This window comes from Pseudomonas sp. P1_A1 (genome assembly GCF_056406935.1).
In genome coordinates, this window is the sequence record NZ_JBFTZE010000013.1 from 143,645 (window position 1) to 159,117 (window position 15,473).

The 15,473-nt window shown below is 61.5% G+C and carries 15 protein-coding genes; 7 read left to right on the forward strand and 8 right to left on the reverse strand.

The window, feature by feature from the left end:
- Nucleotides 1-24: 24 nt before the first annotated feature.
- A complete protein-coding gene (locus AC1D2Q_RS19940) occupies nt 25-594 on the reverse strand; it encodes a GNAT family N-acetyltransferase (protein ID WP_477814289.1) in 570 nt (189 codons plus the stop codon).
- Nucleotides 595-684: 90 nt separating this feature from the next.
- Between AC1D2Q_RS19940 and AC1D2Q_RS19945 the strand changes: the two genes are divergently transcribed.
- Together AC1D2Q_RS19945 and AC1D2Q_RS19950 are read left to right on the forward strand one after the other, a co-directional pair.
- Nucleotides 685-1,605 (forward strand): histone deacetylase family protein, encoded by a 921-nt coding sequence (locus tag AC1D2Q_RS19945; RefSeq protein WP_477814290.1) that lies wholly within the window; start codon nt 685-687, stop codon nt 1,603-1,605.
- A gap of 185 nt (nt 1,606-1,790) precedes the next feature.
- Nucleotides 1,791-3,032, forward strand: coding sequence for a TIGR03862 family flavoprotein (locus AC1D2Q_RS19950; protein ID WP_477814315.1), 1,242 nt, complete (start codon nt 1,791-1,793; stop codon nt 3,030-3,032).
- A gap of 36 nt (nt 3,033-3,068) precedes the next feature.
- Here AC1D2Q_RS19950 and AC1D2Q_RS19955 read toward each other — a convergent pair whose 3' ends face one another.
- Together AC1D2Q_RS19955 and yedA are read right to left on the reverse strand one after the other, a co-directional pair.
- Nucleotides 3,069-4,403 (reverse strand): DEAD/DEAH box helicase, encoded by a 1,335-nt coding sequence (locus tag AC1D2Q_RS19955; protein WP_477814291.1) that lies wholly within the window; start codon nt 4,401-4,403, stop codon nt 3,069-3,071.
- A gap of 65 nt (nt 4,404-4,468) precedes the next feature.
- Nucleotides 4,469-5,401 (reverse strand): drug/metabolite exporter YedA, encoded by a 933-nt coding sequence (gene yedA, locus AC1D2Q_RS19960; RefSeq protein WP_477814292.1) that lies wholly within the window; start codon nt 5,399-5,401, stop codon nt 4,469-4,471.
- 164 nt (nt 5,402-5,565) lie between these two features.
- Between yedA and AC1D2Q_RS19965 the strand changes: the two genes are divergently transcribed.
- Nucleotides 5,566-6,018: an Lrp/AsnC family transcriptional regulator gene (locus tag AC1D2Q_RS19965; RefSeq protein WP_019650907.1), complete on the forward strand. Its 453-nt coding sequence runs from the start codon at nt 5,566-5,568 to the stop codon at nt 6,016-6,018.
- A gap of 19 nt (nt 6,019-6,037) precedes the next feature.
- Here AC1D2Q_RS19965 and AC1D2Q_RS19970 read toward each other — a convergent pair whose 3' ends face one another.
- The 3 genes from AC1D2Q_RS19970 to AC1D2Q_RS19980 form a co-directional block, all read right to left on the reverse strand.
- The gene (locus AC1D2Q_RS19970; protein ID WP_205886581.1) at nt 6,038-6,649 is read right to left on the reverse strand and encodes a 3'-5' exonuclease; all 612 of its coding nucleotides are present in this window, start codon (nt 6,647-6,649) and stop codon (nt 6,038-6,040) included.
- Between the two features lie 22 nt (nt 6,650-6,671).
- Entirely contained in the window at nt 6,672-7,151 is a 480-nt protein-coding gene (locus tag AC1D2Q_RS19975) for a LabA-like NYN domain-containing protein (RefSeq protein WP_018925783.1), read from the reverse strand.
- Nucleotides 7,152-7,310: 159 nt separating this feature from the next.
- Nucleotides 7,311-8,084 carry a DUF2076 domain-containing protein gene (locus AC1D2Q_RS19980; protein ID WP_477814293.1) on the reverse strand — a complete coding sequence of 258 codons (774 nt, stop codon included), beginning with the start codon at nt 8,082-8,084 and terminating at the stop codon, nt 7,311-7,313.
- Between the two features lie 177 nt (nt 8,085-8,261).
- Between AC1D2Q_RS19980 and AC1D2Q_RS19985 the strand changes: the two genes are divergently transcribed.
- Entirely contained in the window at nt 8,262-8,936 is a 675-nt protein-coding gene (locus tag AC1D2Q_RS19985; RefSeq protein ID WP_477814294.1) for a YciC family protein, read from the forward strand.
- 74 nt (nt 8,937-9,010) lie between these two features.
- Nucleotides 9,011-10,090 carry an endonuclease/exonuclease/phosphatase family protein gene (locus AC1D2Q_RS19990; RefSeq protein WP_477814295.1) on the forward strand — a complete coding sequence of 360 codons (1,080 nt, stop codon included), beginning with the start codon at nt 9,011-9,013 and terminating at the stop codon, nt 10,088-10,090.
- A gap of 114 nt (nt 10,091-10,204) precedes the next feature.
- On the opposite strand, the gene hrpB is transcribed toward AC1D2Q_RS19990, so the two are convergent.
- Complete coding sequence (gene hrpB, locus AC1D2Q_RS19995) at nt 10,205-12,724, reverse strand: ATP-dependent helicase HrpB (RefSeq protein ID WP_477814296.1); 2,520 nt, start codon at nt 12,722-12,724, stop codon at nt 10,205-10,207.
- Nucleotides 12,725-12,833: 109 nt separating this feature from the next.
- On the opposite strand from hrpB, the gene AC1D2Q_RS20000 reads away from it, so the two are divergent.
- Both AC1D2Q_RS20000 and AC1D2Q_RS20005 read left to right on the forward strand, forming a co-directional pair.
- The gene (locus AC1D2Q_RS20000; protein ID WP_253418394.1) at nt 12,834-13,253 is read left to right on the forward strand and encodes a polyribonucleotide nucleotidyltransferase; all 420 of its coding nucleotides are present in this window, start codon (nt 12,834-12,836) and stop codon (nt 13,251-13,253) included.
- Nucleotides 13,254-13,282: 29 nt separating this feature from the next.
- The gene (locus AC1D2Q_RS20005; RefSeq protein ID WP_477814297.1) at nt 13,283-14,179 is read left to right on the forward strand and encodes a cation diffusion facilitator family transporter; all 897 of its coding nucleotides are present in this window, start codon (nt 13,283-13,285) and stop codon (nt 14,177-14,179) included.
- On the opposite strand, the gene AC1D2Q_RS20010 is transcribed toward AC1D2Q_RS20005, so the two are convergent.
- Nucleotides 14,173-15,255 carry a DUF6515 family protein gene (locus AC1D2Q_RS20010; RefSeq protein WP_477814298.1) on the reverse strand — a complete coding sequence of 361 codons (1,083 nt, stop codon included), beginning with the start codon at nt 15,253-15,255 and terminating at the stop codon, nt 14,173-14,175. The two genes, AC1D2Q_RS20005 and AC1D2Q_RS20010, sit on opposite strands and share 7 nt — an antisense overlap.
- Between the last annotated feature and the right edge of the window lie 218 nt (nt 15,256-15,473).

Sequence of the window (15,473 nt, forward strand, 5' to 3'; positions counted from 1 at the left end):
GCCATTGTAAACGTCCGTGCCTGCTTATCCATGCAAGGTTTGCAGCCATTGCTCACGGGTGATGCGGTACAACACGTGCGGGCGCAGCGGATGATCGGCGGCAAGCCTGGGGTGCTCGAAGTCATCAACGGGGTCATGCTGCATGCCGATCGCCTGCATGACTTTTTGCGAAGGCAGATTGGTTTCGGTGGTGAACGCCACGACCTCTTGCAGCGCCAAGCGATCAAACCCACAGCGCAGAGCGGTCCACGCCGCCTCGCTGGCATAACCCAGGCCCCAGTGCTCGCGCGCCAGGCGCCAGCCGATTTCGATGGCTGGCGTGAACGRTGCGTCAAAGCCGACCACACCCAGCCCGGTAAACCCGATGAACGCCCCGGTGTCCTTGCGCTCCAGTGCCCAGAGGCCGAAACCATATTCGGCAAAGTGCCCGCGAACCCGACCGATCAGCGCGGCACTTTCCAGCCGACTCAAGGGCTCCGGAAAATACCGCATCACTTGTGGATCGGCGCACATCGCCGCAAACGCCGGCAAATCCTCATCGCGCCACTGCCGTAACGACAGTCGTGCGCTTTCGAGTTCCAGTATCGGCTCCATCGTGCCCCTCCCCTCTGTTTCCATGCCGCAAGTCTACATCGCTGGTAGGATCGTTCACTCATTCCTACATGCTTCCCCGATAAATCAGCCATGCCCCTGCCCCTGATCTACCACGAAGACTACAGTCCCGAGTTCCCGGCGGATCACCGCTTCCCCATGGACAAGTTTCGCCTGCTGCGCGATCACCTGGTGGACAGTGGCCTGACCCGCGACGCCGATCTGCTGCGCCCGGAGCTGTGCCCGGCGGATATTCTCGCCCTCGCTCATGACCCTGCGTATATCGAGCGCTACATGGGTGGCGAGTTGTCCCGCGAAGACCAGCGGCGCCTCGGCCTGCCCTGGAGCGAAGCACTGGCCCGGCGCACCGTGCGGGCGGTCGGCGGTTCGCTGCTGGCGGCCGAACAGGCGCTGGAACATGGCTTGGCCTGTCACCTGGCCGGCGGCACGCACCACGCGCATTACGATCACCCTGCCGGGTTCTGCATCTTCAATGACCTGGCGGTGATCAGCCATTACCTGCTGGAAAGTGGCCGGGTGAATCGGGTGCTGATCTTCGACTGCGATGTGCATCAGGGCGACGGGACTGCACGAATCCTGCACAACACCCCGGAAGCGGTGACCGTTTCCCTGCACTGCGAAAAGAATTTTCCTGCACGCAAAGCTGAAAGCGACTGGGACATCCCGCTGCCGATGGGCATGGGCGATGCCGATTACCTGAAGGTGGTGGACGATGCGCTCAACTATTTGCTGCCGCTCTATCAACCGGATCTGGTGCTGTACGACGCCGGTGTCGACGTGCACAAGGATGACGCCCTGGGTTATCTGAAGCTGACCGACGAAGGCGTCGCCGCTCGCGATGAAAGCGTGATGCGCCATTGCCTGGGCCGGGATATTCCGGTGGTCGGCGTGATCGGCGGCGGCTACAGCAAGGACCGCAAGGCTCTGGCGCGCCGTCATGGCATCCTCCATCACAGCGCCCAACGGGTGTGGCAGTCATCAGGTTGTCATTGATGTGTGAGTCTTTACCCACAATGCCTGTGGAACCGCCTGTGGATAACCTGAGTGAAAGGGCCTGCAGCCCATGCGGGGTATAGGTTACAGAGCGGTGGTTGTTTTTTAACCAGCCCTCGAATCCTCCCACAGGGAGCAGGGCTGGTAGAATGCGCGGCTTATTCCGCCACGCCGCAGCTCTCGCCATGACCCAGCCCTCCACTTCCCTCCCCCCTCACGTCGCCATCATCGGCGGCGGCCCCGCCGGCTTGATGGCGGCTGAAGTGTTGAGCCAGGCCGGGATCAAGGTCGATCTGTACGACGGCATGCCTTCAGTGGGGAGAAAATTCCTTCTCGCCGGGGTCGGCGGCATGAACATCACCCACTCCGAGGCCTACCCGGCATTTCTCTCACGCTATGCCGAACGGGCGCCGCAGATTGCCCCGCTGTTACGCTCGTTCGGCGCCGAAGCCTTGTGCCAATGGATTCATGACCTGGGCATCGAAACCTTTGTCGGCAGCTCCGGCCGGGTGTTTCCCACCGACATGAAAGCCGCGCCCCTGTTGCGTGCCTGGCTCAAACGCCTGCGCGATGCCGGCGTAGTTATCCACACCCGCCATCGCTGGCTCGGTTGGGATAACAACGGTGATTTGCTAATCGACAGCCCCGAAGGCGAAAAAACTGTTCAAGTAGACGCGACCCTGCTGGCCCTCGGCGGCGGCAGTTGGTCGCGCCTGGGGTCGGACGGTGCCTGGATGCTGCCGCTGGAACAGCGCGGTGTAGGGCTGGCGCCATTGCAACCGAGCAATTGCGGCTTCGAGGTGCAGGCCTGGAGCGAATTGATGGTCAGCAAGTTCGCCGGCAGCCCGCTGAAAAACATCGCCATCGGCCTCAATGACGACGTGCCGCGACTCGGCGAGTGTGTGATCACTGCCACGGGGATTGAAGGCAGTTTGATCTACGCCCTGTCGGCAGCGATCCGCGAAGCGATCAATCAACACGGCTCGGCAACCCTTCACCTAGATCTTTTACCAGGCAAGCCTGTGGATAAAGTTCAGGCGGCGCTGAGCAAACCGCGCGGCTCACGTTCCATGGCCAAGCACCTGCACAGTCAACTTGGGCTTGATGGCGTGAAAGCAGCATTGTTGCGGGAACTGACACCGGCCGACTGTTTTGCCGATCCGGCCCTGCTGGCCAAAGCAATCAAGGCATTGCCGCTGACGCTGGTGAAAACCCGGCCATTGGACGAAGCCATCAGCAGTGCCGGTGGCGTGATGTTCGAGGCGATGGATGAACGTTTGATGCTCAAGCAACTACCCGGCGTGTTCTGCGCCGGGGAAATGCTCGATTGGGAAGCGCCGACCGGCGGCTATCTACTGACCGCGTGTTTCGCCAGTGGGCGAGCGGCTGGGTTGGGGATGGTGGAGTGGTTGAAGCACCGACATTGATCGTTCCCACACTGCGTGGGAACGATCTTCAGAGGATCAAGGCTTACGCTTACGCGGCCCGGTGTTGAACACCGGCACTTTTCGCACCGGCTTGATCGAAGGCTCCGGCGCCGACGCCTCACCGCTCTCGACCCATTTACCCAAGTTGCGCTTGCCGCCACCGGAGGTTTTGGGCTTCTTCGGTTTTTTCGGCTTCTTGATCACCTGACCGCTGGCATCGGTATCCGGCACACGGTGTTCAGGTTCGAAGTCCGGCTCCATCTGCCGAGGCAACGTCTGACGGGTCAGCATCTCGATGGCCGACAGCTGATTCACTTCATCGGCGCAAACCAGCGAAATCGCCTGCCCGGTTGCACCCGCGCGACCGGTACGACCGATGCGGTGGATGTAGTCCTCGGCCACGATCGGCAGGTCGAAGTTGACCACCAATGGCAGATCTTCGATATCCAGACCTCGGGCAGCGACATCGGTGGCCACAAGGATCTGCACTTCGCTAGCCTTGAAGCGATCCAGTGCCCGCTGACGGGTCGCCTGGGGTTTGTCGCCGTGGATACCGTCGGCATTGACGCCCAGGCCCTGGAGTTTTTCCACCAACGCGTCTACGCCGTTACGGGTCTTGGCGAACACCAGCACCTGCTTCCACTTGCCCTTGCGCATCAAGTGAATGAACAGCTCCGGCTTGCGCTTCTTGTCCACCGTCACCACCCATTGCTTGACGGTATTGGCGGCCACGTTGCGCGGGCTGACTTCGATGCTCAGCGGGTCGTTGAGCATTTGCCCGGCCAGCATGCGGATGGCATCGGAGAAGGTCGCGGAGAACAGCAACGTCTGACGTTTCTTCGGCAGGGCTTTATAGATATTCCCCAGCTCCTCGGAAAAGCCCAGATCGAGCATGCGATCAGCTTCGTCCAGCACCAGGGTTTGCAGCTGGTTGAACTTGAGCGCGTTCTGGCGGAACAGGTCGAGCAAACGGCCCGGGGTCGCCACCAACAGGTCGACGCCTTTACGCAGTTTCATCATTTGCGGGTTGATGCTTACACCGCCGTACACCGCGTAGGTGCTCAACGGCAGGTTCTCGGCGTACTGGCGCACGGCTTCGTGAACCTGTTCGGCCAGTTCACGGGTCGGCACCAGAATCAGCGCACGCACGGAGTTGGCGCTGACTTTCGGCCCTTCCATGGCCAGCAATTGCAGCAGCGGCAAGGCGAAACCGGCGGTTTTGCCGGTGCCGGTCTGGGCCGCGGCCATCAGATCGCGACCGGCCAGCACCGCCGGAATCGCTTGCGCCTGAACCGGCGTCGGGGTCTGGTAGCCAAGCGTCTCGAGGGCGCGCAGCAAGGGTTCGATCAGGCCAAGGGTGGCGAAAGTCATGGGAGTACCGTAGGAAAATTCAGCGCGATTGTGCGAAACAAGTGTGCAATGGCGCGCAGTTTACCCTAATTCGCGCGGGATTCTGTCGGCACCGCTACGGCAGGGGCAGGCCGATCTGTGCCACGACGCCACTGTGGCAACCCGATCAACACCACCGCACTGATGATCACCGCCATCGCCAGCGTTTCTTCGATACCGATGGTCTCGCCGACAAACACAATCCCCAGCAACACCGCCACCGCCGGATTGACGTAGGCATAACTGGTGGYCGCGGCCGGACGCACGTGTTTCAACAGGTACATGTAGGCGTTGAAGGCGATGATCGAACCGAAGAGGGTCAGGTACGCCAGCGCCGCCCAGCCTTCGATCGGCGGCAGACTTTCCAGACGCTCACCACTCACCGCACTGCCGATCAGCAACACCACGCCACCCACCAGCATCTCCACAGCACTGGCCATCGCGCCCTGAGGCAACGGCAAATGTTTGCTCCACACCGAGCCGAAGGCCCAGGACGCCGCCGCGAACACCAGCAACGCCGCGCCCAACGGGCTCGACTGCAGGTTGGAACCGAGGTTGAGCATGGCAATGCCGATCAGCCCGAGCGCAATCCCGGCCCATTCGAGACGGGTATTACGCGCGCCCCAGAAATATCCGCACAACAAGGTAAACAGCGGCACCGTCGCCACCGCCAACGCGGCCACGCCAGAGGCCACGCCCGTGTGTTCGGCGACGCTCACCGCACCGTTACCGCACGTCAGCAGCAAAATCCCGATGATCCCCGCGGCTTTCCACTGTGCCCAGGTCGGCGCCGGCGCCCCGCGCCAGCGCAGGTACGCGTACATCAACGTCCCGGCGAGCACGAAGCGGATACCCGCGAGCAGCAACGGCGGCCAGTACTGCACGCCGATGCGAATCACCAGGTAGGTCGACCCCCAAATCACGTACAACGCGAAAAAAGCAGCGATCAGCGGTAAGGAAAAACGGCGTAGACCAGACATGGGCAGCTCGATGAACAAGACAAGGAGAGCCGCTATTCTAGAAAGGCCAACGACAGAAAATAAGTTACAAAACCTGTTTATAGCGCCGGTACACTTTTCAAAAAACGGAGTTCGGCGCTATAAACCGTGCTTTCGAAAGTCAGTCATTTTTCAGGAATACCGCGATGGACAAATACGACCGCATGCTCCTCAGCGCCCTGTTGGAAAACGGTCGTGCGTCCTACGCCGATCTGGCGCGCAAGGTGAACCTGTCCGCTCCGGCGGTGGCCGAACGCGTCGCCAAACTTGAGGCTTGCGGGGTGATCACCGGCTACCAGGCGAAAGTCGACATGTCCAAAATCGGCCTGCCAATCCAGTGCGTCATCGAACTGCGCCTGAACCAGCACGGCAAACAGAAAACCTACGACGAACTGATCAAAATCCCACAGCTCACCGAATGCCATCGCGTCACCGGCGACCCGTGCGTGATCATGCAAGCGGCGGTGGGCTCGATGCCGGAACTGGAAGAGTTGATCAACCGGATCGCCACGTTCGGGTTCAGCAAGACCTCGATCGTGTTGTCGAGCGCCATCGAAAAGCGCGTGCCGTTGGGTCAACTGGAGGGGAATGGCAAATAGTTCTCCAGGGGTGCTTCTGTCAGAACCCGCGATACCGCTTCAAATGCTCATTGATCTTCGCCGCCGGCACTTTCTGCAGGCTGCACAACAGATCATGGGACAACTCCCGCAACCCGTGCTTTTGCCGCAGCTCTTGCGCCAGATGCGCCGTCAGGTTGGCCGCCATTTCCGCGTCGGCCATGGCCCGGTGAGCCTTGCCGGTATCGGGCAGGCTGGCGAAGGTGGTGAGGGTGCCGAGTTTGTGGTTCGGCGCGGCGGGCATCAGGCGGCGGGCGAGTAGCAGCGAGCAGGCAAAGTTCTGCAGGCGTGTACGTTTGATTCGCCCGAGCTCGTAGTCCCAGAACTTCTGGTCGAACGCAGCGTTGTGCGCCAGCAGCGGCGTGATGCCGACGAATTCGTTGACCTCGTTCATCACCTGCTCGGCCGAAGGCGCAGTGCGCAGCATGGCGTTGCTGATGCCGGTCAGTTGTTCTATGAACGCCGGCACCCGCACGCCGGCATTCATCAGGCTTTGGTAACGCTCGACGATGCGCCCCTGTTCAAGAATCACCACGGCAATTTCCGTGGCCCGGCAGCTGCTGCTCGGGGAGATCCCGGTGGTTTCAAAGTCGATGACTGCTATGCGTTCCAAACCTGTTTCAACTCCGTAAAAATCAATTCTTGAGCAGCAACGCGCCTTCGATCGGTACGTAACGACTGGCGGCGCGGATCAGCGAATTGGCCGTCAGGCCCGGCACGCCATAGGCCACAGCCTGCACGCCGTGCTTGGCAATGATGCGCTCCAGCAGCATGTCGAAATCACCATCACCGGAAGCCAGCACCACTTCGTCGACATGGTCGGCGGCGTCCATGATGTCGAGGGTGATGCCCACGTCCCAGTCGCCTTTGGCCGAACCGTCGCTGCGCTGGATGTAGGGCTTGAGCTTCACGACGAAGCCGAGATTACGCAGGATCTGCTGGAACTGCTGCTGTTTGCTGTCGCCACGATCGATCGCATAGGCATAGGCCTCGACGATCTGCCCCTGCTTGCTGACGTCAGCCCACAAAGCGGCATAGTTGAAGTGGCAACCATAGGCCTGACGCACGGTGTAGTAGAGGTTCTGGACATCGGCGAACACTGCGATTTTTTTCACCGTACATCCTCTCAGCGCGTTGGCGCGCGGGGTCTTGGCGCACAGGCGCGCGGGCTGGATCAGGCTCCAGGCCCGAAAAGTCGCCCAGTATGCCAGCCCGAAGGATTGTTCCGCGAACAATCGGCCCGGAGCGCCATGGCGCTCCGGACGAATGGCAGGTCAGATGAAGGAGTCGTCGTCATCGCCGCCAAAGAACGATGAACTTCCATCGTCGTAATCCGTGTCGACGAAACCGCCCTGATCGCTGGAGTTGTCAGCCACGCGCTGATCATTGCCCCAACCGCTGCTGTCGCTCTGATCATTGACCTGGGCCGGTTCTTCCTTGATGACTTCAACCACTTCCGGCTGCTGATTGTGATGGAACAGGCTGCTGATGCCTTGCGCCAGCATCACGCCACCGGCCACGCCCGCTGCCGTTTTCAACGCACCGCCGAGGAAACCGCTGCCGACAGGCTGTTGCGGTGCGTAATTTTGCTGAGACGGCGCTCCGAAATTCTGCTGAGCAGGCGGTGCACCGAAGTTTTGCTGCGGCTGCGAGTTGAACGACGGCCGTCCTGGTTCACGCCAGCCGCCATTCGAGGGGGCTGCGCTTTGWGTCGGTGCAGGTTGCGGGTCACGGGAAGCGCCGCCGAAAATGCTCGACAAAAAGCCGCCACTTGGCGCCGGCGCCGCTGTCTGCGCCTTGGCCTGTTGCAGTTCGGCCTGCAATTGCTGCACTTGCTGGGTGAGTTGCTTGTTCTGTTCGTCGAGGCTCTTGATGGCTGCCTCTTGCACCAGAATCGCCTGGGTCATGAAATAGCCCGCCGCTGGCTGGCGAGTCAGGTGTTCCTTGATCCGCGCCTCGGCCTGGGCGTCGCGCGGGGCTGAGTCCGTTTCGGCCTGTTGCAGCCGGGAAAACAGTCCATCGATCAGGGTTTGTTCTTCGCTGTTCATGGCGACCTCGTAGATTGCCGGGAATATCAGTGCCCTCACCCACAGTGGATAAGGTGCTCACCAGTAATGGGGCTGATACAGGATGTTTCAATGACCTTTACCGAACGTTTACGTTTGCGCCCCGAAGGGGTTGATCGGTTAAAGTGAGGCACTGCTTTCAACCTGCGATACCGACTGATGAATTCGTTCGATGTACTGCGTGACTCTCTGTATTTCTTCAAGCGCAACCTGGGCCAGATCGTGCAGCTATGCCTGCCGCTGGTGATTGTCGAGGCGCTGCTGCAACAAGTGGTCGACCGCTCCACCGGGCCGGACAGTTTCGCCGGCATCAGTGTGATTGTCGGCTTGCTGGTGTATCCGCTGTACACCGCCGCGCTGATCCTGTTTCTCGATGCCCGCAGCCGAGGCGAATCGCCGCGTACCCGCGACCTGTTGGCAGCCGCTGCGACCCTGTGGCCGCGCTTCGCCGTACTGACCGCCCTTAATACCCTGCTGATCCTGATCGGCCTGTCGCTGTATTTCCTGCCGGGCATCTGGCTGATGGTGACGCTGGCGTTCGGCGAGTACCTGCTGGTGCTGCGCGGCCTGGCACCGCTGGCGGCGATGAAGGAAAGCCTGCGCCTGACCCGCGGGCATTTCATGCGCATTCTGGTGTGCATTCTGTGCGTGATGGGCCCGCTGTGGGTGCTCAAGGGAGCGACGCTGGCGGTTTACCCTGACCCGCAGAACCCGGTGATCTCCCTGCTGATCGACAGCGCCCACAGCTTCCTGCAGCTGTTCACCAGCGTGGTGCTGTTCCGTTTGTTCATGCTGATCGCCGATGCACCCGAGAAATCTGATGAGCGGCTCTGACCGCTCTACCCTTGGGCTTTGGCGCTGCTGTCGGTTATGCTCGGGGTCAATTTTGTAACGCGATAAGCCGAGCCATGCCCCGTCTACTGCGCTACACCCTGCTGGGCCTGCTGATCGCCATCAGCCTGATTGCATTGCTGATCTACAGCCTGACCTGGCGCCCCGACGCCAAGGAAGCGCTGCCGGTCAGTTGCAACGCCCAGGCGCCGACGCTGGTGCCCGGCCAGGCGCTGAAGGTGATGACCTGGAACGTCCAGTACCTGGCCGGCAAGCGCTACGTGTTCTGGAACGACCTGGCCGCAGGAGACGACGAATCCCCTACACCTGAAGACATGGCCTTCAGCCTCGACGAAGTGGCGCGGGTGATTCGCGACGAGCAACCAGACATCGTGCTGTTGCAGGAACTCGATGACGGCGCCAAGGCCAGCGACTACCAGAACCAGTTCAAATTACTTGAGGATCGGGTCACCGACCTGTATCCGTGCACCGCTCAGGCCTTCGACTGGAAAGCCGACTTCGTACCTGAACCCCACATCTTCGGCAGCGTTGGCCGGCAATTGGCGACCCTGAGCCGCTACCGGATCGAACACGCCGAACGCCTGCAATTGCCGGTCGCGCCGGCCAATCTCATCAGTCGTCAGTTCAAGCCGAAAAACGCCTTGCTGGTCACTTACCTGCCATTGAACGACGGTGGCCAGATGGCCGTGCTCAACACCCATCTGGACCGCGCCACCCAGCTCGACGATACCTTGCAAACCCAGGTGACCGCCGTGGCCAAGGTGCTCGACAAGTTCGAAAGCCGCGGCACCCCGTGGTTGATCGGTGGTGATTTCAATCTGTTGCCACTGGGCCAGTATCAACGCCTGCCCGCCGAGCAACGCACGCCCTACTCTGCCGACAGCGCGCTGCATGTGCTGTGGGACAAATACCCGATGATCCCCACCAACAACGAAGCCAGCGGTATCGACCGGGCACAGTGGCTGACCCATTACCCGAACGATCCCGGCTTGAACGGGCCGGACCGGACCGTCGACTACCTGTTTTACAGCCCGCGCATCAAACGGGTCGAAGCGCGGGTGCGGCAGGACGATACGTTGCGCATTTCCGATCACTTGCCGGTGATTGCGCGGTTTCTGTTGCCGGCAGCACCGTAGATTTGCGGCGTTAGGGGAAAAGATCGCAGGCTGCGCCAGCTCCTACATAGAGCGAGTGCACCCGCGCGATCCCTGTAGGAGCTGCCGAAGGCTGCGATCTTTTGATCTTGATCTTCAGCTTTTACGAGGTTTGATCCGCGCGGTTGCCTCGGCCACCAGCGGATCATCCGGCCAGTAGTGCTTCGGATAACGCCCCTTCAAATCCTTCTTCACCTCGGCATAGGTGCTGCGCCAGAAGTTCGCCAGGTCCTGCGTCACCTGCACTGGCCGCCGCGCCGGGGACAACAGATGCAGTTTCACCACTTGCCGACCACCCGCAATCCGCGGGGTCTCGGCCAGGCCGAACAACTCCTGCAACCGCACCGCCAGAATCGGCGGCTGCTCGCTGTAATCCAGACGAATCGATGAACCCGACGGCACGCTCAAATGATGCGGCGCCAGCTCATCCAGCCGTTGCGGCAACGGCCACGGCAGCAGGTTGTGAACGATGCTCGACAGGTCCAGATTGGCGAAGTGACTGAGCCGCGAGACTTTCCCCAGATAGGGCATCAGCCAGTGTTCGAGGCTTTTGAGCAATGTTGCGTCGCTGACATCCGGCCATTCGCTCTCGCCTTTACCCGCGAGATCCAACTGCCGCAACAACGCCACCCGCGCCTGCCACTGACGCAGCTCCGGGGTCCAGGGCAACAGCTCCAGACCTTTGCGCCGCACCAGATTCACCAACGCCTGACTGCGCGCACTTTCATCGAGCCCGGTCAGCGGTTCGCGGCTGAGGATCAACTCGCCGACCTTGCGCTGACGCTCGGCCCGCAGCACACCTTCGCGCTCATCCCAATCCAATTGATCGACACACCGCACCTGTTCGGCCAGCACCGAATCAAACAGCGCCGGATCAAAATCCGTCGCCAGATAAATCCGTTCTTCACGCTGGCCCTGACGACTGCCCAGATCGGCGATCACCAGCCACGGTTGCTTCATCAGGCTGTCCGCCTCGGCAAACAACGCCGCACGACCGTTGGCCAGGCGATATTCAGCGCCACCGGCCCGCCGCTGTTGGGCGACCCGGTCGGGATAAGCCAATGCCAGCAACGCACCGAGCCAACGCGGATGTTCGGGGTCGCTGACCGGCTCCGACGCTTTGCCGCGCAAATAGCCGCGATACTGCCGCGCCAGTTGTCGGGCCCGTTGAACACCGCCCTGCGCACCGCGAGCGGCCCGTTCTTCACCGGATAACAGCACCAGTCGGCTGTGCAGGTCCGCGCCAGCACCACGCAAGATATCGCGCTCACCAAGCAGCGCCGCGACATCGCAGGCCATGTCGGCCAGGCCGAGCGCCTGGCCACGCAACAGCAAATGGGCGATTCGTGGATGGGCCGGCAGTTCGGCCATGGCCTGACCGTGACGGGTCAGCGCTTCTCCCTCCAGCGCACCCAAACGCTCAAGCAGATCCTGGGCCTGTGCATAAGCCGCTGCCGGAGGCACATCGAGCCAGACCAACTGCCCGGGCGTCACGCCCCAACGACCGAGTTGCAAGGCCAGCCCGGCAAGGTCAGCCGAGAGGATTTCCGCACTGGCGTAAGCCGCCAGTTGCTCGTGCTGATCCTGCGACCACAAGCGATAACACACACCGGGCTCCAAACGCCCAGCCCGACCCGCGCGCTGGGTGGCACTGGCTTTGGAAATCCGTTGGGTGTCGAGACGGGTCATGCCGCTGCCGGGGTCGAAACGCGGCACCCGCGCCAGACCGGCATCGATCACCACGCGCACACCGTCGATGGTCAGGCTGGTTTCAGCGATGTTGGTGGCCAGCACCACTTTGCGCTTGCCCGCAGGCGCCGGATCAATCGCCGCGCGCTGCGCCGCCAGGTCCAGTTCGCCGTGCAACGGGCACAGCAACACCGGCGTGCCCTCACCCAGCGCATCGGCCAATTGTTGATACACCCGTCGAATTTCCGCCTGCCCCGGCAGGAACACCAGCAGGCTGCCGGTTTCGTCGTTCAGCGCGTCGAGGATGGTCTGCACCACCTTTGGCTCGATGAATTCACCGGGCTGAAACGGCCGCCCCCAGCGCATCGCCACCGGGTACATGCGACCTTCGCTGCGCAGGATTGGCGCGTCATCCAGCAACCCGGCCAGGCGTTCGCCTTCCAGGGTTGCCGACATCAAGAGGATTTTCAGCGGTTGATCGTCGCGGAACAGCTCCCGGCCATTCAGGCTCAGGGCCAGTGCCAGATCGGCATCGAGACTGCGTTCGTGGAACTCGTCAAAAATCAGCAAGCCTACGCCGTCCAGCGCCGGGTCATCCTGCAGGCGCCGGGTGAGGATGCCCTCAGTGACCACTTCGATGCGGGTATTGGGGCCGACCTTGCTGTCGAGACGAATGCGATAGCCCACGGTTTCGCCGACCTTCTCGCCCAATTCACTGGCCAAGCGCTCCGCCGCCGCCCGCGCTGCCAACCGGCGCGGTTCGAGCATTAGAATGGTCTGCCCGGCCAGCCACGGCTCATCGAGCAAGGCCAACGGCACCCGGGTGGTTTTACCGGCACCGGGCGGTGCTTCGAGCACGGCTTCGTGGCGTGTAGCGAGGGCTTCACGCAGGGCGGGTAAAACTTCATCAATCGGCAAAGAAATCATGCTGGCTCCAAAACAGAGCGACGAGTATAACGGCGAACTGCGTAGCGTTCGTCGCGGTCCTAATTCATACAGACGCCCCTTCGTTTCCAGATGACTCAGGAGATTCAATATGCGTGCTTCCTTTCGCTTGATCGGCGGTGTACTGGTCGCAACCTTGCTGACCCAAATGACCGCCTGCGGCTCGATTTTCTACCCGGATCGTCGCGGCCAGATCGACGGCAAGATCGACCCGGCCATTGCCGCGCTGGATGCCGTGGGCCTGCTGTTCTACATCATCCCCGGCCTGATTGCCTTTGCAGTGGACTTCGCCACGGGTGCCATTTACTTCGAGCCCGGTCGGACCGCCCAGGTGGCCCCGGAAAAACTCAAGGAAGCCATCGGCGCCGACGGCAAGGTCGATAACCACAAGTTGCAGACTATTCTGGAAAGTGAACTGGGCCGCAGCTTCCCGCTGGACGATCCGCGCCTGATCCAGCACAAGGGCAACGCCCAGCAACTGGCTATGTTTGGCCTGCAACCGGCTGCATAATTCGTGTACCTGAAGGAATCACAGCACTGATGACGACCCCTACCGACCACGCCCGCCTGCTGCGGTTGGCGACGCGCGCCTCGGTGGCGGTCGCGTGCATATTGATCATCGCCAAAGCCATCGCCTGGTGGCTGAGCGGTTCGGTGAGCATGCTCGCCGGGTTGACCGACTCGGCCCTCGACGGCATTAGCTCGCTGCTCAATCTGATGGCCGTGCATTACGCCTTGCGCCCGGCCGACGATGATCATCGATATGGGCACGGCAAAGCCGAATCACTGGCGGGCATGGCTCAGGCGCTATTCATTGGCGGCAGTGCGGTGCTGATTGCCTTGCAGGCGATCGAACGGTTGAAACATCCGGAACCGATAGGCGCAGCGTGGCTCAGCATCGGGGTGATTGTGTTCTCCCTCATCCTGACCGTGGCCCTGCTGATGCTGCAACACCGGGTAATCAAGGCAACCGGTTCCAGCGCAGTGAGCGCCGACTCCTTGCATTACCGCTCGGACCTGCTGCTCAACGGTGGCATTCTCGTAGCGCTGGTGCTGGCAGGGTTTGGCTGGCAGCAAGTCGACCCGTGGTTCGGCCTGGGGATCGCTGCTTACATCCTCTGGAGCGCGATTCAAATCGCCCGGGAGAGTTTTGCAGTGCTGATGGATGAAGAATTGCCGACCGATGTCAGCCAGCACATGCTCGAACTGGCCTGCAGCGTACCCGGCGTTCTGGGTGCCCACGACTTGCGCACGCGGATTTCCGGCAACCAGTGGTTCGTGCAATTGCATCTGGAATTGCCGGGGGACTTGACCCTGTCAGTCGCCCACGGCATCAGCGATCAAGCTGCCGATGCGATTCATGCCGTCTACCCGCGAGCCGAAGTGCTGGTGCACGCCGACCCGCAGGAAATGGTAAAGGCCGCCAGGGCTCAGTAACTCACCTGATAGCCGCGACTGCTCAGGCAGTTGCCTTGGGCCTGTCGATAAGCTTGCACCACCGACGGATCCGGTTGGTAGGTGACGGCACGCGGATCGAAACCACTCTGTTCCACGGCCCAGCGATAACATTCATAAGCGTCCCGGCTGACTTCCTCCGGCGACTGGCCGTTGGCCGGGTACGCCACCACGTCATAACCATTGCTCACCGGTTGCGGCTGCACGGGCGGCTCGACCACGACGTAATCCTGAGTGCTCTCCTGGTAGGCGTAATACGCGCCGGCCGCCAGGAACAACAGCGCACCGCCGATCCACACTTCGCGGGCGTAATCGGGCAAGTAGCTGACGCGAATTCCGCGAGGCGGCTGAACTACCACATAACGCGGGCCTTGCGGGCGATACCAGTAGCCACCGGAATAGAAATAATCCTGGCCACGATACGGTACACGGAAGTGACGGTCCTCCGGGAAGCGGTCGATCACGTACCCCGGACGATACTGCGGGCCGGGGCCCCAGCCATTACCGTGCCCATCCGGGCGACCGGGCCAGCGACGGTCATCGTGACGCGGCTCCCGCCCTCCAGTCTGCCATGGCTGGTTGTCATTGTTACGCCACCGCTCGTCCTGATAGTAGCCCCGCCGCGGTTCCTGGGTCTGGCGCACGGTATCGGGCCGACCCTGGATTGGCAGATTGTTACTCGGCTGTTGCGGCGCTCGCTCCTGAACATTGGGCAGTGTACGGTTCTGCCACTGACCACCCTGAACGTTTGGATCGTGTAGCGGACGGTTCTGCCACTGGCCGCCTTGAACGCTGGACTCGTGCGGCGCACGGTTCTGCCACTGGCCACCCTGATTCTGGTCGTGGAGCTCGAACTTGCGGCTGTTGTCGCCACGAATGATTTCGTTGTTCTGCGGGCGTGGCTGATTGCTGCCATGGCCCTGGTCATTGCCCCGATGATCGGGCCCATGTTGCCCGCCATCGGGGCCGCGGTTCTGCGGCTCATCGGCAAGCGATTGCGCAGTGACACTCACACACAGCAAACCAACACCGGCCATACGCCAGATGCGCGATTTCATGCTATTCCTCACTGCGGGTTAGGGCCTGTACGTAAGACTGGGAAAGCGCAGGCCGGTTCTGCGACAGGTTATCAGTCACGCAACTTATTTATTGAGTGCTGAAGGTAAATTGCGGGCAAGAAAAAAGGGAGACCCGTCGGCCTCCCTTTGAGAACTTCGTCCGTGCTCGACGCTTATGACGTCGGCTCACCTCACGCCGTCTTCTGGACAGTGTGTAG

What these genes read in the sequence shown, in the direction of transcription:
- AC1D2Q_RS20005 (WP_477814297.1), top strand. Translation starts at nt 13,283, where the DNA reads ATGACGACCCCTACCGACCACGCCCGCCTGCTGCGGTTGGCGACGCGC.
- AC1D2Q_RS19945 (WP_477814290.1), top strand. Translation starts at nt 685, where the DNA reads ATGCCCCTGCCCCTGATCTACCACGAAGACTACAGTCCCGAGTTCCCG.
- hrpB (WP_477814296.1), bottom strand. Translation starts at nt 12,724, where the DNA reads ATGATTTCTTTGCCGATTGATGAAGTTTTACCCGCCCTGCGTGAAGCC.
- AC1D2Q_RS19990 (WP_477814295.1), top strand. Translation starts at nt 9,011, where the DNA reads ATGCCCCGTCTACTGCGCTACACCCTGCTGGGCCTGCTGATCGCCATC.
- AC1D2Q_RS19950 (WP_477814315.1), top strand. Translation starts at nt 1,791, where the DNA reads ATGACCCAGCCCTCCACTTCCCTCCCCCCTCACGTCGCCATCATCGGC.
- AC1D2Q_RS19965 (WP_019650907.1), top strand. Translation starts at nt 5,566, where the DNA reads ATGGACAAATACGACCGCATGCTCCTCAGCGCCCTGTTGGAAAACGGT.
- AC1D2Q_RS20010 (WP_477814298.1), bottom strand. Translation starts at nt 15,255, where the DNA reads ATGAAATCGCGCATCTGGCGTATGGCCGGTGTTGGTTTGCTGTGTGTG.
- AC1D2Q_RS19955 (WP_477814291.1), bottom strand. Translation starts at nt 4,403, where the DNA reads ATGACTTTCGCCACCCTTGGCCTGATCGAACCCTTGCTGCGCGCCCTC.
- AC1D2Q_RS19985 (WP_477814294.1), top strand. Translation starts at nt 8,262, where the DNA reads ATGAATTCGTTCGATGTACTGCGTGACTCTCTGTATTTCTTCAAGCGC.
- AC1D2Q_RS20000 (WP_253418394.1), top strand. Translation starts at nt 12,834, where the DNA reads ATGCGTGCTTCCTTTCGCTTGATCGGCGGTGTACTGGTCGCAACCTTG.